Origin of the sequence: Citrobacter sp. RHBSTW-00524 (genome assembly GCF_013747755.1) — a bacterium.
Lineage (GTDB): Bacteria > Pseudomonadota > Gammaproteobacteria > Enterobacterales > Enterobacteriaceae > Citrobacter > Citrobacter braakii.
Genome location: NZ_CP056421.1, coordinates 1333451 through 1350119 on the forward strand (window position 1 = coordinate 1333451; position 16669 = coordinate 1350119).

A 16669-nucleotide genomic window follows, 5' to 3' on the forward strand; every position below is an offset into this window, starting at 1 on the left:
ATCGGCTTCCTTAATGACACCAGTGACCGAATGATTTTAAACGCTTTCTGACGAGTCTGCTGTGACGCTTCCCTGATGTTGAGTTTTTCCTGCCAGGTAGCGGGTTTTAAAGCGAGTGAAATGATCGCTCAACCCCTCCGCGGCTTGCGTATCGCCCGCCAGATCCAACAACGCGATGGCCACTTCGGCAGTACAGTATTGCCCTTCGGCGTGAATGCCACGCAGGTGGTAAGCGGAAAGTCGCGATAAATCAACGGAGATCACCGGCAGGTTATCAAGGTACGGGCTTTTACGGAACATTTTACGTGCTTCAGGCCAGGTACCATCAAGCATGATAAACAACGGCGGTTTACCGGCTGGTGGAGCGAAAATCACTTCACGCTCTTCGCCCGCATAGGATGCCGGGAATACAACCATCGGCTGGTAATCCGGATTTTTCACCAGTTCGAGCAGCGCCTGTGGCGGTTCGGTGCGTGACCACTGAAAAGCCGTGGTATCGGGCAAAATATCGGCAATCAAACGTCCCGTATTGCTGGGCTTCATCGGCTCGGTATCAAACATCACCAGACAAAAGCGGCTTTTGGCCTCAGACGGCACCAGCGTTGCGCACAAGCAGAGCTTCAGTGGCAGCAGGCAGCGCTGACAGCGGCGAATGCGATTACCTCGGGCAAGGAAAGGGCGCGTGGCGCGCGCGAGGCGCTCAGCGCGTAACTGAAGAACAGCGTTATCGGTCATGGGAGAACACGTTGAAAAACGCTATTGTCGCAGAGGTGAAAACGGGGCACAAGATGCGCCCCGTAGAGATTATAATGATTCGTTAAGCCAGCTATCAAACGGGGCTTTAGGTACAGCGCCATTAAGCATGTCGACGATTTCACCTTTTCTGAAGATCATAATGGTCGGGATGCTGCGGATACCGAAACGGGCGCTGAGTTCACGCTCGGCTTCTGTATTCACTTTAACAAAACGCACTTTACCGCTACGCTCTTCCGCGACATCTTCAAAAATCGGGGCGAAGTTACGGCATGGACCACACCAGGGGGCCCAAAAATCAACCACCACCGGGAGATCGTCTTTTAACAGTTTATCCAGTGTTTCACCGGTCGCATTGATCACCTCCCCATCAAACAGGTCGTGACCACAGCGTCCGCATTTAGCCGCTTCCTGGACACGATCGTCGGGGATGCGGTTGATAGCCTGGCAGCTGGTACAAACGGTATTCATAACTAACCTCTGGATGAGTGGAGTGGACTTCACGGCAGTAACGCCAGTATGTTTCTATTATGTTACATATTATCGGGGAGTCTGTTCTAAACAACAATGCGTTTTATTCAATGAGTACAATAGTCCTTAGCTTTTAAATGAAATAATGGCTAACGACGTGCACATCGGGTAATCTTCGCGCTTCGCGCAGAGCAGGTGGAGAAAAACATGAGCGACGAACTGAAGAATAAAAACGGCAAGGTCAAAGTGATGTACGTCCGCAGTGACGATGACTCGGACAAACGCACCCAAAATCCACGTACTGGTAAAGGCGGCGGTCGCCCCGGTACTTCCCGAGCCGAAGGCGGTCGTCGCCCTGCCCGTGATGACAGAAAGGGTCCGAACAGCGAACGTGGTCGTGAACGTGGTCGTGGCCGCGATGTAGAACGCGACCGTGGACGTGAAGATTCACCATGGCGTACCGTGTCCCGCGCACCGAATGATGATGCAGCAGACAAAGCCGATCACGGTGGTATCAGCGGCAAAAGCTTTATCGATCCTGAAGTATTACGTCGTCAGCGCGCGGAAGAAACCCGTGTTTACGGTGAGAATGCCTGTCAGGCTCTGTTCCAGAGTCGTCCGGACGCTATTGTTCGCGCCTGGTTTGTTCAGAGCGTAACCCCGCGCTTTAAAGAAGCATTACGCTGGATGGCGGCGAACCGCAAAGCCTACCACGTGGTTGACGAAGCCGAGCTGGCGAAAGCCTCCGGCACTGAACACCATGGCGGCGTCTGTTTCCTGATCAAAAAACGTAACGGTACCACTGTTAAGCAGTGGGTTGGTCAGGCCGGGGCGCAGGATTGTGTGCTGGCCCTCGAAGACATTGCTAACCCGCACAACCTGGGCGGCATGATGCGTAGCTGCGCGCACTTCGGTGTGAAAGGCGTGGTGGTACAGGATGCGGCGCTGTTGGAATCAGGTGCGGCTATCCGCACCGCTGAAGGCGGAGCTGAGCACGTTCAGCCGATCACCGGTGACAGTATTGTCGATGTGCTGGACGACTTCCGTAAAGCAGGTTACACGGTAGTGATGACCTCAAGCGTGAAAGGCAAACCGCTGTTTACTACCACGTTGCCGGAAAAAATGGTGCTGGTATTAGGGCGTGAGCGCGAGGCTCTGCCAGAAGCAGCATGCTCAGCCGACGACCTGTGCGTGGCGATAGACGGTACGGGCAACGTAGAAACGCTCAACGTTTCTGTTGCGACCGGCGTGCTGCTCGCGGAGTGGTGGCGTCAGAACAAAGCCTGATAACAAAAATGCCAGCGATTCGCTGGCATTTTTTTACTCGCTTTCTGCGGGTAATACCGGCGTCCAGTCAATCGGCTTTTCACCTCGTTGTTCCAGCCACTCATTAGCCAGTACAAAGTGATTGCAGCCAAAGAAACCGCGATGCGCAGAGAGCGGTGATGGGTGCGGCGCTTTCAATACATGGTGACGCTGCGCATCAATAATCGCACCTTTCTTTTGTGCGTGTGAACCCCAGAGCAGGAATACCACGCCTTCCCGATGTTGGTTAATCAGGCTGATGACTTTATCGGTAAATGTTTCCCATCCCAGACTGGCGTGCGAATGTGCCTGCCCGGCACGGACGGTAAGCACGGTGTTGAGTAACAGCACACCCTGGCGTGCCCAGCTTTCCAGATATCCGTGCGTTGGGCGTGTGAAGCCAGGAATCGTTGCTTCCAGCTCTTTGTACATGTTCAGCAATGAGGGCGGGGTGGCAATACCGGGGCGGACAGAAAACGCGAGACCGTGTGCCTGGCCTGGACCGTGGTAAGGATCCTGCCCCAGGATGACGACTTTCACGTCACCAAGTTCGGTAAAGCGAAAAGCGTTGAATACATCTTTTTGTGGCGGATAAATTGTCATACCCGACTGACGCTCGCCCGCCACAGTATGCAGCGTGTTAACAAAATAAGGCTGTTGTTTCTCTTCTGCCAGCACATCGTGCCAGGTTAATTCGGTGGCCATCTCGCTCTCCTGCGAATTTTCGATCCCCCTAGCTTAACTGCTTCTTTCGACGTCGCAAAATTCTGTACATTTCTCAAGGGTCTACCCCTTAAAGATAGTTGAAAATTTATGTAAAAAGTTTAGCTGCGTATGTGGCGTAAGTTGATGTAAAACAATAAAATCCACCTATCACCACTTTTCATGTATGGTTTTTATTGATTTAAATCAAAGATTCAAGGGTGTGTGAGGGGTATATATACACTCAAGCAACAATGGTTTTACCAATTGGCCGGATGACGGCCAACCGAGATCAAATAATTTTGCCGGGGAGGCATCAAATGATTACAGGTATCCAGATTACTAAAGCTGCAAATGACGACCTGCTGAACTCTTTCTGGCTGCTGGACAGCGAAAAAGGCGAAGCACGCTGCATCGTTGCGAAAGCAGGTTTCAATGCTGATGAAGTCGTTGCTGTCAGCAAACTGGGTGAAATCGAATACCGTGAAGTACCGGTAGACGTACAGCCGGAAGTCCGTGTGGAAGGTGGTCAGCACCTGAACGTGAACGTTCTGCGCCGCGAAACTCTGGAAGATGCGGTTAAGCATCCGGAAAAATATCCGCAGCTGACCATCCGTGTTTCTGGTTATGCCGTGCGTTTCAACTCTCTGACGCCAGAACAGCAGCGCGACGTTATTGCTCGTACCTTTACTGAGAGCCTGTAAGGCTCACGGGGAATAACCCCGTCTAGCAGAGAATCTGAAAGCGGAAGATGCCAACGTATCTTCCGCTTTTTTGTGCACAAAAAAAGCCGGGCTAAACGGCCCGGCATTCGGTTTACTCTTTGTCGGACTGCTGGGTAGCAGCTCCGCTCGGCTTACGGCGTTTGCCGATATTTTTGGCGTCGCGGTGACGTTTTTTCACCCGCGGTTTCTCTTTCTCTTTTGCTTTTTGCTCGGCGCGCTTCGCCAGCACTTTCTTGGATGGCTTACCGTTAGATTTCTCACTTGGCGCGCGCGTGGTTGGACGCAGTTCGTCGATGACGCGTGCTTTCAGTGGCTCGTCAATATAGCGGCTCGCTTTGCCGAGCAGCAGATGGTCGTGGGCTTCAACCAAAGAGATCGCAGTACCTTTACGGCCTGCACGACCGGTACGGCCAATGCGGTGCAGATAGGCATCGCCGCTGCGCGGCATGTCGAAGTTAAAGACGTGGCTGACGTCAGGAATATCGATCCCACGAGCGGCAACGTCGGTTGCTACCAGCACGTTCACACGACCATCGGTCAGGCGTTTGATCGCTTCATTACGTTTGTTCTGCACCATCTCGCCTTCGAGATAGCAGTTATTAATGCCCGCCTGGCGCAACCAGCCTGCCAGCTCGTGCACACGCTCGCGTTTACGTACAAAAACAATCGAGCGGGTCGCTTCTGGCTGTTTTAACAAATGGATCAGCAGGGCCGTTTTGTGCTCGATGTCATCGGCACGGTAGTAAAACTGATGAATCTTCTTGCGTTCGCGGGTAGACGGATCCGCCGAAACTTCGACCGGATCCTCCAGCAGACGCTCAGCAAAATCTTTGATCGCATTGCCTTCCAGCGTGGCGGAGAACAGCATAGTTTGCTTACGCCAGCGGGTTTCTCCAGCGATATGCTCGATGTCTTGGGCAAAGCCCATGTCCAGCATGCGGTCTGCTTCATCGAGGATTAGTGTCTCAACCGCATGGCAGTCGAAGTTTTCTTCTTTAATGTACTGCAGCAGACGACCGGTAGTGGCGACCACGATGTCCTGGTTTTCGCTAAAGACTTCCATGTGGTTCATGTAAGCCACGCCGCCGGTAATCGTGGCGATATCCAGATGCGTATTCTTCGCCAGTTCACGGGCGTGTTCGGCAACCTGCATCGCCAGTTCGCGCGTCGGTGTCAAAATCAAAATGCGCGGCGGGCCAGATTTCTTGCGCGGGAAGTCGAGCAGGTGCTGCAACGCTGGCAGCAAATATGCCGCCGTTTTACCGGTGCCTGTCGGCGCAGAACCGAGTACATCACGGCCATCGAGCGCAGGCGGAATGGCGGCAGCCTGAATGGCGGTCGGGCGAGTGAAACCTTTTTCCTGGAGGGCATCCAGAAGGCTTTCATCGAGTTCAAGTTCGGAAAAAGTCGTTACAGTCATGTTCTACCTCTGAGTGGGGCGCTGATTATAGACGTTACGGCTGCAATCTTCATCTGTTTGTATGGATATACCTTCTCAGGTATTGTTTTTATCCTATGTTATCGTTTTTTTTCCAGGAAGGTTGTTCTTCATGCCCCAGTCTACATCCGTACTTAGACGTAATGGATTTACTTTTAAGCAGTTTTTTGTGGCACACGATCGTTGTGCAATGAAAGTCGGAACGGACGGCATTTTATTGGGGGCCTGGGCCCCTGTTGCTGGCGTAAAGCGGATCCTGGATATTGGTACCGGGAGCGGCCTGTTGGCGCTGATGCTGGCCCAGCGCACAGATGAAAACGTCATCATTGACGCTGTGGAGCTTGATGTTGATGCCGCGCAGCAGGCGCAGGAGAACATCGCGCAATCCACGTGGATGCATCGCGTGAACGTTCATACGGAAGATGTGCAGCAGTGGGTACCGCGCCAGACCGTGCGCTTTGATTTGATCATCAGCAACCCTCCCTATTATGAACAGGGAGTGGAATGTGCCACGCCGCAGCGCGAGCAGGCTCGCTACACCACCACGCTCGATCATCAAGTATTGCTGACGCTGGCGGCAGACAGCATTACGGAAGAAGGTTTTTTCTGTGTGGTGCTGCCCGAACAGATTGGTAACGCATTTTCCCAGCAGGCACTGGGCATGGGCTGGCATCTGCGATTGCGCACGGATGTAGCAGAAACCGAGGCCCGACTACCGAATCGGGTACTGCTGGCATTCTCCCCGCAGGCCGGGGAGTGCTTTAGTGACAGGCTGGTGATCCGTGGGCCAGACCAACGTTACTCTGAAGGTTACACGGCGCTGACCCAGGCGTTTTATCTGTTCATGTGATGACTTAGCGGCGAGAGAATGGACGGGCCTGCCTCTGGAAGCTGTTCAGGATAATCCAGCGTATAGTGCAGGCCCCGACTCTCTTTACGCATCATCGCGCAGCGGACAATCAGCTCAGCAACCTGCACCAGATTGCGCAGTTCCAGCAAGTTGTTCGACACGCGGAAATGAGCGTAATACTCGTCGATTTCCTGTTGCAACATGGTGATACGGCGCAGGGCGCGCTCCAGACGTTTAGTTGTGCGCACAATACCGACGTAATCCCACATAAACAGCCGCAGTTCATGCCAGTTATGCTGAATCACAACCAGTTCATCCGGGTTTTCTACCCGGCTTTCATCCCAATCCGGGAGGGTGCTGACGCTGCGAGCATAAGGCATTCGCCTGTCGATATCTTCAGCCGCGGACCAGCCGTAAACTAGGCACTCCAGTAATGAGTTTGACGCCATCCGGTTGGCTCCATGCAGGCCGGTGTAACTCACTTCGCCGATCGCATACAGCCCGTCGACATCCGTACGGCCAAAGTCATCCACCATCACGCCGCCGCAGGTATAGTGCGCGGCAGGAACGATGGGAACCGGCTCTTTGGTCAAATCGATGCCCAGTCCCAGCAATTTTTCATAAATCATCGGGAAATGCTGACGAACAAATTCTTCCGGTTTATGGCTGATGTCGAGAAACATGCAGTCAGCGCCCAGGCGCTTCATTTCGTGGTCGATGGCGCGGGCAACAATATCGCGGGGAGCCAGTTCGCCACGCTCGTCAAAATCGGGCATAAAGCGCGAACCGTCCGGGCGCTTCAGATGTGCGCCTTCGCCACGCAGCGCCTCGGTTAGCAGAAAGTTGCGCGCCTGCGGGTGATACAGCGCCGTCGGGTGAAACTGGTTAAATTCCAGGTTGGCGACACGGCATCCCGCGCGCCAGGCCATCGCAATCCCGTCACCCGAGGAAATATCTGGATTGGTGGTGTATTGGTACACCTTTGACGCGCCGCCGGTGGCCAACACTACTGACTTGGCATGGCAGGTTTCTACGGCTTCTTTATTACGGTTCCAGATCCAGGCTCCGACAACCCGACGCGTTCCCGGCAGACCGATTTTATCGGAGACAATCAGATCGACGGCATTACTGCGCTCAAGAACCCGTATGTTGGGGTGATTTTGTGCCTGGCTGACGAGGGTGGTTTCGACTTCTTTACCGGTGGCATCCGCAGAGTGCAGAATGCGTCGATGGCTATGACCACCTTCACGGGTCAGGTGATAGCTCTCCTCACCGTTGGGCTGAACCTGCGTATCAAATAAGACGCCCTGATCGATAAGCCACTGAACGCAGGTGCGGGCATTGCTGGCGACAAATTCAACCGCATGGCGATCGCACAGGCCGGCCCCGGCAATCAGAGTATCTTCAACGTGGGAATCGATGCTGTCGGTTTCATCAAACACCGCGGCAATACCGCCCTGGGCATAAAATGTCGAGCCTTCGCTGACCGGACCTTTGCTCAGGACAATAACCTGATGTTTTTCGGCCAGGCGCAGCGCCAGTGAGAGTCCGGCAGCCCCGCTGCCAATGATCAGCACGTCACAGGATAATTCAGGAGTCGTATTCATGATTTTTGTTTAATTTACTAAACACTGTTTGGTCACCATAGCACCACATTGCGCGATACTGCACGTTTTATTTTTAAATGTGTTGCAGTGACTAAACATGAAAAAAAAGCATGACGAGGACGAAATGAGCAAAAATATTTTGTGAAGCAGGCCGTTAGCACCAGATTATGTGATGAAATAAAGTGGCCGTTGGGTTACTCTGCAAGCGGTGAAATGGGCATTTCTAAACAGATAGTGCGTCGATCGGATTATGTAGACTTATAATGAGAGATAAGACCTGTCTACAACATGACAAACAAAAAACAATGCGTAACGGAACTTTACGAAACTTGAGCACTCTAAGCATTTGCTTGCTCATAGTGAAGCTGATGGAGTGGCGTTTCGAAGGCGCGTGGAAATTTGGTTTGGGGAGACTTTACCTCGGATGAGCGAGCAGTTAACGGACCAGGTCCTGGTAGAACGGGTCCAGAAGGGAGATCAGAAAGCCTTTAACCTACTGGTAGTGCGCTATCAGCATAAGGTGGCGAGTCTGGTTTCTCGCTATGTACCGTCGGGCGATGTACCCGATGTAGTACAAGAAGCATTTATCAAGGCCTATCGTGCGCTGGACTCGTTCCGGGGAGATAGTGCTTTTTATACCTGGCTGTATCGTATTGCAGTCAATACAGCGAAGAATTACCTGGTCGCTCAGGGGCGTCGTCCACCTTCCAGTGATATTGATGCGATTGAAGCAGAAAATTACGAAAGTGGCGGTGCGCTGAAAGAAATTTCGAACCCTGAGAACTTAATGTTGTCAGAAGAACTGAGACAGATAGTTTTCCGGACTATTGAGTCCCTCCCGGAAGATTTACGCATGGCAATAACTTTGCGGGAGCTGGATGGCCTGAGCTATGAAGAGATAGCCGCTATCATGGATTGTCCGGTGGGTACGGTGCGTTCACGTATCTTCCGAGCGAGGGAAGCTATTGATAATAAAGTTCAACCGCTTATCAGGCGTTGACGATAGCGGGATACTGGAAAAGGTATTAGGCATGCAGAAAGAAAAACTTTCCGCTTTAATGGATGGCGAAACGCTGGATACTGAGTTACTCAAAGAGCTGACTCAGGACCCGGAAATGCAAAAAACCTGGGAGAGTTATCACCTGATTCGCGATTCCATGCGAGGTGATACCGCCGACGTTCTCCATTTCGATATTTCCGCCCGCGTAATGGCTGCCATCCAGGATGAGCCAGTACGTCAGACGGTGCCATTGATTCCTGAGGCCCAGCCAGCACCGCACCAGTGGCAGAAAATGCCATTCTGGAAGAAAATGCGTCCGTGGGCCGCGCAGCTTACCCAAATGGGTGTGGCCGCGTGTGTATCACTTGCAGTTATTGTTGGCGTCCAGCACTATAATGGGCAATCTGAAACGTCCCAGCAGCCCGAAACGCCGGTATTTAATACATTACCGATGATGGGTAAAGCCAGTCCGGTAAGCTTGGGTGTACCCTCTGACGCGACGGCCAGCGGCGGTCAGCAACAGCAGGTACAGGAGCAGCGTCGTCGTATTAATGCCATGTTGCAGGACTACGAACTGCAACGTCGACTGCACTCTGAACAGCTTCAGTTTGAGCAGGCCCAAACACAGCAAGCCGCTGTGCAGGTGCCAGGAATTCAAACTTTAGGAACGCAATCGCAGTAATGAAGCAACTTTGGTTTGCCATGTCACTTGTGGCTGGTAGCCTGTTTTTCTCTGTAAACGCCTCGGCCAATCCTGCGTCCGGGGCGTTGTTGCAGCAGATGAATCTGGCCAGCCAGTCGCTAACCTATGAGCTGTCATTTGTCAGCATCAATAAGCAGGGTGTTGAATCCCTACGTTATCGCCATGCCCGCCTGGATAACCGTCCGCTAGCGCAACTGTTGCAAATGGATGGACCGCGCCGGGAAGTGGTGCAGCGTGGCAATGAAATCAGCTATTTTGAGCCTGGTCTCGAACCGTTCACGCTGAACGGCGACTATATCGTTGACTCTCTGCCCTCTCTGATTTACACCGACTTCAAACGTCTTGCTCCCTACTATGACTTTATCTCAGTAGGTCGCACCCGCATTGCCGATCGGCTCTGTGAAGTGATCCGCGTAGTCGCCCGTGACGGTACGCGTTACAGCTATATCGTCTGGATGGACACGGAGACTAAGCTGCCGATGCGCGTCGATCTTCTCGACCGTGATGGTGAGACGCTGGAACAGTTCCGTGTTATCGCCTTTACCGTAAACAACGGCGTTAGCGATAGCATGCAGGCGCTGGCGAAAGCCAATCTACCGCCGTTGCTGTCAGTTCCTGCGGGCGAGAAAACCAACTTCAACTGGAGTCCGTCGTGGTTGCCGCAAGGCTTCAGTGAAGTTTCCAGCAGTCGACGTCCGCTGCCGACGATGGATAACATGCCGATCGAATCGCGCCTATATTCTGATGGCCTGTTCAGTTTCTCCGTGAACGTAAACCGTGCGATGCAAAACAGCGCCGATCAGCTGTTGCGAACCGGGCGTAGAACGGTTAGCACCAGCGTGCGTGATAACGCGGAAATTACGATTGTGGGCGAGCTTCCACCGCAAACGGCGAAGCGTATCGCGGACAATATTAAGTTCAGGGCTGCACAATGATTAAAGAGTGGGCGACAGTCGTCTCCTGGCAAAATGGTCTGGCGACGGTCAGCTGTGATGTTAAAGCATCATGTAGCAGCTGTGCTTCGCGGGCCGGATGCGGGAGCCGCGTGCTGAACAAACTTGGGCCGCAGACCACGCATACCATCGTGGTGCCCAGCGACGAACCCTTAGCGCCCGGTCAAAAAGTTGAACTGGGTATTGCCGAGGGTAGCCTGCTGGGTTCAGCGATGTTGGTCTACATGTCTCCGTTGGCGGGGCTCTTTCTCTTCGCGGCGCTATTCCAGGTGCTGTTTGGTTCCGACCTTGCGGCATTAAGTGGTGCCGTGCTGGGGGGCGTGGGCGGATTCCTGATTGCCCGTGGATACTCTCGTAAGCTTGCTGAGCGCGAAGCCTGGCAGCCGGTCATTCTGAACGTTGCTCTTCCACCCGATCTCATTCGCGTCGAAACCCATCAGTGATAGCTTTGCCTGATGGCGCTTGTGTCACCATCCGGCAAAAGTTTCACCGACTTTGCAAAGTTGTTTCCAGTTCCCGCTATCCTTGCTCTATGAACATTTCCTCGCCTCAGCGTTGTAGTGTAGAATGCGGCGTTTCACTTAAACAGACGTTAAGCTCAGATCAGCGACTTCTCAGAGCCTGCTCAGGCGGGCGTAAGGCACAATAATTACACTATATGAAGAACATACGTAACTTTTCAATCATAGCTCACATCGACCACGGTAAATCGACGCTGTCTGACCGTATTATCCAGATCTGCGGTGGCCTGTCTGACCGTGAAATGGAAGCGCAGGTTCTCGACTCGATGGATCTTGAGCGTGAGCGCGGTATTACTATCAAAGCGCAGAGCGTGACGCTCGATTTCAAAGCATCTGATGGTGAAACCTATCAGCTTAACTTTATCGACACCCCGGGCCACGTTGACTTCTCGTATGAAGTTTCCCGCTCGCTTGCCGCCTGTGAAGGCGCACTGCTGGTGGTTGATGCCGGACAGGGCGTCGAAGCACAGACCCTGGCTAACTGCTATACCGCCATGGAAATGGATCTGGAAGTGGTGCCGGTACTGAACAAAATTGACCTGCCAGCCGCCGATCCTGAGCGTGTGGCGGAAGAGATCGAAGATATCGTCGGTATCGATGCGACGGATGCCGTTCGCTGTTCGGCGAAAACCGGCGTTGGCGTCACTGACGTTCTTGAACGTCTGGTGCGCGACATCCCGCCGCCGGAAGGCGACCCGGAAGGTCCGTTACAGGCGCTGATCATCGACTCCTGGTTCGATAACTACCTGGGCGTCGTATCACTGGTGCGTATTAAAAACGGCACCATGCGTAAAGGCGACAAAATTAAAGTGATGAGCACCGGTCAGGTCTATAACGCTGACCGTCTGGGTATCTTCACGCCAAAACAGGTTGACCGTACCGAGCTGAAATGCGGCGAGGTGGGTTGGTTGGTTTGTGCGATTAAAGACATCCTGGGCGCACCGGTTGGCGATACCCTGACGCAGGCGCGTAACCCGGCGGACAAGCCGCTGCCAGGCTTTAAAAAAGTGAAGCCGCAGGTTTACGCCGGTCTGTTCCCGGTGAGCTCTGACGACTACGAAAACTTCCGTGACGCGCTCGGCAAGCTGAGCCTCAACGACGCCTCCCTGTTCTATGAACCGGAAAGCTCAACCGCGCTGGGCTTCGGCTTCCGCTGTGGCTTCCTCGGTCTGCTGCACATGGAGATCATTCAGGAACGTCTGGAACGTGAATACGATCTGGATCTGATCACTACCGCGCCGACCGTAGTCTACGAAGTCGAAACCACGGCGAAAGAGACGATCTACGTCGATAGCCCGTCCAAGCTGCCGCCGTTGAACAACATATACGAACTGCGTGAGCCGATTGCTGAGTGTCATATGCTGCTGCCGCAGGCTTACCTCGGTAACGTCATCACGCTGTGTATCGAGAAGCGCGGCGTACAGACCAACATGGTTTACCACGGTAACCAGGTGGCGCTGACCTATGAAATTCCGATGGCGGAAGTGGTACTCGACTTCTTCGACCGTCTGAAGTCAACTTCTCGCGGCTATGCGTCGCTGGACTATAACTTCAAACGTTTCCAGGCGTCTGACATGGTGCGCGTTGATGTTCTCATCAACAACGAACGTGTCGATGCGCTGGCGCTGATTACCCACCGCGACAACTCCCAGAGCCGTGGTCGTGAACTGGTCGAGAAGATGAAAGATCTGATCCCTCGCCAGCAGTTTGATATCGCGATCCAGGCGGCCATTGGTACGCACATCATCGCGCGTTCAACGGTTAAGCAGCTGCGTAAAAACGTTCTGGCGAAATGCTACGGTGGCGATATCAGCCGTAAGAAAAAGCTGCTGCAAAAACAGAAAGAGGGTAAAAAGCGCATGAAGCAGATCGGTAACGTCGAACTGCCACAGGAAGCCTTCCTCGCCATTCTGCATGTCGGTAAAGACAGCAAATAATCTTAAGGAGTTGGCATGGCGAACATGTTTGCCCTGATTCTGGTGATTGCCACACTGGTGACGGGCATTTTATGGTGCGTAGATAAATTCATCTTCGCGCCAAAACGCCGGGAGCGTCAGGCAGCAGCGCAAGCTGCTGCAGGTGATTCACTGGATAAAGCAACGCTGAAAAAAGTGGCCCCTAAGCCGGGCTGGCTGGAAACCGGGGCATCCGTTTTCCCGGTTTTAGCTATTGTGCTGGTGGTGCGTTCATTTATTTATGAGCCGTTCCAGATCCCGTCTGGTTCGATGATGCCGACACTGCTTATCGGTGACTTTATCCTGGTGGAGAAATTCGCCTACGGGATTAAAGATCCGATTTACCAGAAAACGCTGATCGAAACCGGCCATCCGAAACGCGGTGATATCGTGGTGTTTAAATACCCGGAAGATCCGCGTCTGGACTACATCAAACGTGCTGTCGGTTTACCGGGAGACAAAGTGACGTACGATCCGGTGGCGAAAGAGGTAACTATTCAGCCAGGATGCAGTTCCGGTCAGGCGTGTGAAAACGCGCTGCCGGTAACGTACTCTGATGTTCAGCCAAGTGATTTTGTGCAGACATTTGCGCGTCGTAACGGCGGTGAAGCGACCAGCGGCTTCTTTGAGGTTCCGCTGAATGAAACGAAAGATAACGGTATTCGCCTCTCCGAGCGTAAAGAAACGCTGGGTGAGGTAACGCACCGCATTCTGACCGTGCCAATCGCGCAGGATCAGGTGGGGATGTATTACCGCCAGCCAGGCCAGCAGTTGGCAACCTGGATCGTCCCGCCGGGACACTACTTCATGATGGGTGATAACCGTGACAACAGCGCGGACAGCCGTTACTGGGGATTTGTGCCGGAAGCGAATCTGGTTGGTAAAGCAACCGCTATCTGGATGAGTTTCGATAAGCAAGAAGGCGAATGGCCGACCGGTGTGCGCTTAAGCCGTATTGGTGGCATTCACTAATCGCTGATAATCGTTCACGTTGTCGTCATTATGGCGACAGCGTGAATTATTTCTCGGATAAATTCCCGCAGACTAACGACATCCCTTGTCGTTGTGTATAGAATATTCCCCCGAAGTTTGAGGTTGGCACCGACAGGTTGCCACGGCACACGAAACAGCGTTGGTTTGTGTATAAATGCATTCAGCCGAAGCGGGATGGCTAAGCGAAATGCGTATATCAGGTCTGTTTCGTGTGCTGAATTGTTGACGCATTCATTTATTGGTATCGCATGAACCCCATCGTAATTAATCGGCTTCAACGGAAGCTGGGCTACACTTTTAATCATCAGGAGCTGTTGCAGCAGGCATTAACTCACCGTAGCGCCAGCAGCAAACATAACGAGCGTTTAGAATTTTTAGGCGACTCTATTCTGAGCTTTGTTATCGCTAATGCGCTGTATCACCGTTTTCCGCGTGTGGATGAAGGTGATATGAGTCGCATGCGCGCGACGCTGGTTCGCGGCAATACGCTGGCTGAATTAGCCCGTGAGTTTGACCTCGGTGAATGTTTACGTTTGGGGCCAGGCGAGCTGAAAAGCGGCGGTTTCCGCCGTGAATCGATCCTGGCAGATACCGTTGAAGCTTTGATCGGCGGCGTCTTCCTCGACAGCGATATTCAAACCGTTGAACAACTGATCCTGAACTGGTATCAGACTCGTCTGGATGAAATTAGCCCAGGCGATAAACAAAAAGATCCGAAAACGCGCCTGCAGGAATATTTGCAGGGTCGCCACCTGCCGCTACCGTCCTATCTGGTGGTGCAGGTTCGTGGTGAAGCACACGATCAAGAATTTACTATCCACTGCCAGGTCAGCGGCCTGAGTGAACCGGTGGTTGGCACAGGTTCGAGCCGTCGTAAGGCTGAGCAGGCTGCCGCCGAACAGGCGTTGAAAAAACTGGAGCTGGAATGAGCGAAGAGAAAACTTACTGCGGATTTATTGCCATCGTCGGTCGCCCGAACGTCGGCAAATCCACCCTGTTGAATAATCTGCTTGGGCAGAAGATTTCCATTACCTCACGTAAGGCTCAGACAACACGTCACCGTATTGTTGGCATCCATACCGAAGGTGCGTATCAGGCAATTTATGTTGATACCCCGGGCCTGCATATGGAAGAAAAACGGGCGATCAACCGCCTGATGAACAAAGCGGCGAGCAGCTCGATTGGTGATGTTGAACTGGTTATTTTCGTTGTGGAAGGCACCCGCTGGACGCCGGACGACGAAATGGTGCTCAACAAGCTGCGCGACGGTAAAGCCCCGGTTATTCTGGCTGTGAACAAAGTTGACAACGTTCAGGAAAAAGCCGATTTACTGCCGCACCTGCAGTTCCTGGCAAGCCAGATGAACTTCCTTGATATCGTCCCGATTTCTGCCGAAACCGGCCTGAATGTTGATACCGTTGCGGGCATCGTGCGTAAGCACCTGCCGGAAGCCATTCATCACTTCCCGGAAGATTACATCACCGACCGTTCTCAGCGCTTTATGGCTTCTGAAATCATCCGTGAAAAGCTGATGCGTTTTCTGGGGGCTGAACTGCCGTACTCCGTTACCGTGGAGATTGAACGTTTTATCTCTAACGAACGCGGTGGTTACGATATTAACGGGCTGATCCTCGTTGAACGTGAAGGGCAGAAGAAGATGGTTATTGGCAACAAAGGGGCCAAAATTAAAACCATCGGCATCGAAGCGCGTAAAGACATGCAGGAGATGTTCGAAGCGCCCGTTCACCTCGAGCTGTGGGTGAAAGTGAAATCCGGCTGGGCCGATGACGAGCGCGCGCTGCGTAGCCTCGGTTACGGCGACGACGTCTAATTTTTCATAGGTTATGGCTTTCGAGGTGCAGGAAGGCGGCAAGACCGCAGATCCTCGGGAGCTTACTCAAGTGAGTGACTGGGGTGAGTGGGCGCAGCCAACACACCTGCAGCTTGAAAGACGGCGGGTATGATGGAAGGATGGCAACGCGCTTTTGTCCTGCATAGCCGCCCGTGGAGCGAAACCAGTCTCGTGCTGGACGTCTTCACGGAAGAATCGGGTCGTGTGCGCCTGGTGGCTAAAGGCGCGCGCTCCAAACGTTCTAATCTCAAAGGCGCGCTCCAGCCTTTTACTCCGTTGTTGCTTCGCTTTGGTGGACGTGGTGAGGTCAAAACCTTACGCAGTGCCGAAGCCGTTTCTCTGGCTCTCCCCCTTAGCGGTATCACACTGTACAGCGGCTTGTATATCAACGAGCTTATCTCTCGCGTACTTGAGTATGAGACCCGCTTTTCTGAACTCTTTTTCGACTACCTCAACTGTATTCAGGCGCTGGCTGGCGCGACGGGTTCGCCAGAGCCTGCGCTGCGTCGCTTTGAGCTGGCCTTACTTGGACATCTGGGGTACGGCGTCGATTTTACCCACTGTGCGGGTAGTGGCGAGCCGGTGGACGACACCATGACCTATCGTTACCGGGAAGAAAAAGGGTTTATCGCAAGCGTAGTGATTGATAACGCCACCTTTACCGGACGCCATCTGAAAGCACTCGAATCGCGGGAATTTCCGGATGCTGATACGCTTCGCGCCGCGAAACGCTTTACCCGCATGGCGTTAAAGCCGTATCTTGGTGGTAAGCCGTTAAAAAGCCGGGAACTGTTCCGGCAATTTATGCCAAAACGCGCAGTAAAAACAAAAAATGATTAAC

At 53.1% G+C, this 16669-nt stretch carries 18 protein-coding genes; 13 read left to right on the top strand and 5 right to left on the bottom strand.

Translation table 11 applies throughout. From position 1 onward, the window contains the following. Positions 1-36: 36 nt before the first annotated feature. Positions 37-735 (bottom strand): tRNA-uridine aminocarboxypropyltransferase, encoded by a 699-nt coding sequence (tapT, locus tag HV229_RS06375; RefSeq protein WP_181547100.1) that lies wholly within the window; start codon positions 733-735, stop codon positions 37-39. Positions 736-804: 69 nt separating this feature from the next. Beyond that, positions 805-1224, bottom strand: a complete 420-nt coding sequence (trxC, locus tag HV229_RS06380; protein WP_003037559.1) for a thioredoxin TrxC — start codon at positions 1222-1224, stop codon at positions 805-807. 207 nt (positions 1225-1431) lie between these two features. Here trxC and HV229_RS06385 point away from each other — a divergent pair, with 207 nt between their 5' ends. Continuing rightward, a complete protein-coding gene (locus tag HV229_RS06385) occupies positions 1432-2511 on the top strand; it encodes a tRNA/rRNA methyltransferase (RefSeq protein WP_016157178.1) in 1080 nt (359 codons plus the stop codon). A 33-nt stretch (positions 2512-2544) separates the two neighbouring features. On the opposite strand, the gene ung is transcribed toward HV229_RS06385, so the two are convergent. After that, positions 2545-3234 carry a uracil-DNA glycosylase gene (gene ung / locus HV229_RS06390; protein WP_016154055.1) on the bottom strand — a complete coding sequence of 230 codons (690 nt, stop codon included), beginning with the start codon at positions 3232-3234 and terminating at the stop codon, positions 2545-2547. Positions 3235-3551: 317 nt separating this feature from the next. On the opposite strand from ung, the gene grcA reads away from it, so the two are divergent. Next, positions 3552-3935, top strand: coding sequence for an autonomous glycyl radical cofactor GrcA (grcA, locus tag HV229_RS06395; protein ID WP_003037563.1), 384 nt, complete (start codon positions 3552-3554; stop codon positions 3933-3935). 112 nt (positions 3936-4047) lie between these two features. On the opposite strand, the gene srmB is transcribed toward grcA, so the two are convergent. Beyond that, positions 4048-5376 carry an ATP-dependent RNA helicase SrmB gene (gene srmB, locus HV229_RS06400; RefSeq protein ID WP_181547102.1) on the bottom strand — a complete coding sequence of 443 codons (1329 nt, stop codon included), beginning with the start codon at positions 5374-5376 and terminating at the stop codon, positions 4048-4050. A 130-nt stretch (positions 5377-5506) separates the two neighbouring features. Between srmB and trmN the strand changes: the two genes are divergently transcribed. Further along, entirely contained in the window at positions 5507-6244 is a 738-nt protein-coding gene (gene trmN, locus HV229_RS06405) for a tRNA(1)(Val) (adenine(37)-N(6))-methyltransferase TrmN (protein WP_181547104.1), read from the top strand. Here the strand turns inward: trmN and nadB are convergent. After that, positions 6229-7851 (bottom strand): L-aspartate oxidase, encoded by a 1623-nt coding sequence (gene nadB / locus HV229_RS06410; protein ID WP_047358259.1) that lies wholly within the window; start codon positions 7849-7851, stop codon positions 6229-6231. The two genes, trmN and nadB, sit on opposite strands and share 16 nt — an antisense overlap. A 305-nt stretch (positions 7852-8156) precedes the next feature. On the opposite strand from nadB, the gene rseD reads away from it, so the two are divergent. The 10 genes from rseD to recO all read left to right on the top strand — a co-directional run bounded on the left by rseD (position 8157) and on the right by recO (position 16668). Beyond that, the gene (gene rseD, locus HV229_RS06415) at positions 8157-8279 is read left to right on the top strand and encodes a rpoE leader peptide RseD (RefSeq protein ID WP_223306697.1); all 123 of its coding nucleotides are present in this window, start codon (positions 8157-8159) and stop codon (positions 8277-8279) included. After that, positions 8276-8851 carry an RNA polymerase sigma factor RpoE gene (gene rpoE / locus HV229_RS06420; protein WP_003037573.1) on the top strand — a complete coding sequence of 192 codons (576 nt, stop codon included), beginning with the start codon at positions 8276-8278 and terminating at the stop codon, positions 8849-8851. Before rseD ends, rpoE begins: the two co-directional genes overlap by 4 nt. A gap of 31 nt (positions 8852-8882) precedes the next feature. Next, positions 8883-9533, top strand: a complete 651-nt coding sequence (gene rseA, locus HV229_RS06425) for an anti-sigma-E factor RseA (RefSeq protein WP_019077408.1) — start codon at positions 8883-8885, stop codon at positions 9531-9533. Next, positions 9533-10489, top strand: coding sequence for a sigma-E factor regulatory protein RseB (gene rseB, locus HV229_RS06430; protein ID WP_016154050.1), 957 nt, complete (start codon positions 9533-9535; stop codon positions 10487-10489). Before rseA ends, rseB begins: the two co-directional genes overlap by 1 nt. Further along, positions 10486-10950: a SoxR-reducing system protein RseC gene (gene rseC, locus HV229_RS06435; protein ID WP_094761041.1), complete on the top strand. Its 465-nt coding sequence runs from the start codon at positions 10486-10488 to the stop codon at positions 10948-10950. Before rseB ends, rseC begins: the two co-directional genes overlap by 4 nt. 215 nt (positions 10951-11165) lie before the next feature. After that, positions 11166-12965, top strand: coding sequence for a translation elongation factor 4 (gene lepA / locus HV229_RS06440; protein WP_003037577.1), 1800 nt, complete (start codon positions 11166-11168; stop codon positions 12963-12965). A gap of 15 nt (positions 12966-12980) precedes the next feature. Further along, a complete protein-coding gene (lepB, locus tag HV229_RS06445) occupies positions 12981-13955 on the top strand; it encodes a signal peptidase I (RefSeq protein WP_016154048.1) in 975 nt (324 codons plus the stop codon). 269 nt (positions 13956-14224) lie between these two features. Further along, positions 14225-14905 (top strand): ribonuclease III, encoded by a 681-nt coding sequence (gene rnc / locus HV229_RS06450; protein WP_003037579.1) that lies wholly within the window; start codon positions 14225-14227, stop codon positions 14903-14905. Further along, positions 14902-15807, top strand: coding sequence for a GTPase Era (gene era, locus HV229_RS06455; RefSeq protein WP_003037581.1), 906 nt, complete (start codon positions 14902-14904; stop codon positions 15805-15807). The genes rnc and era overlap by 4 nt, the downstream gene beginning before the upstream one ends. A gap of 132 nt (positions 15808-15939) precedes the next feature. After that, complete coding sequence (recO, locus tag HV229_RS06460) at positions 15940-16668, top strand: DNA repair protein RecO (RefSeq protein WP_016154047.1); 729 nt, start codon at positions 15940-15942, stop codon at positions 16666-16668. Position 16669 lies beyond the last annotated feature (1 nt).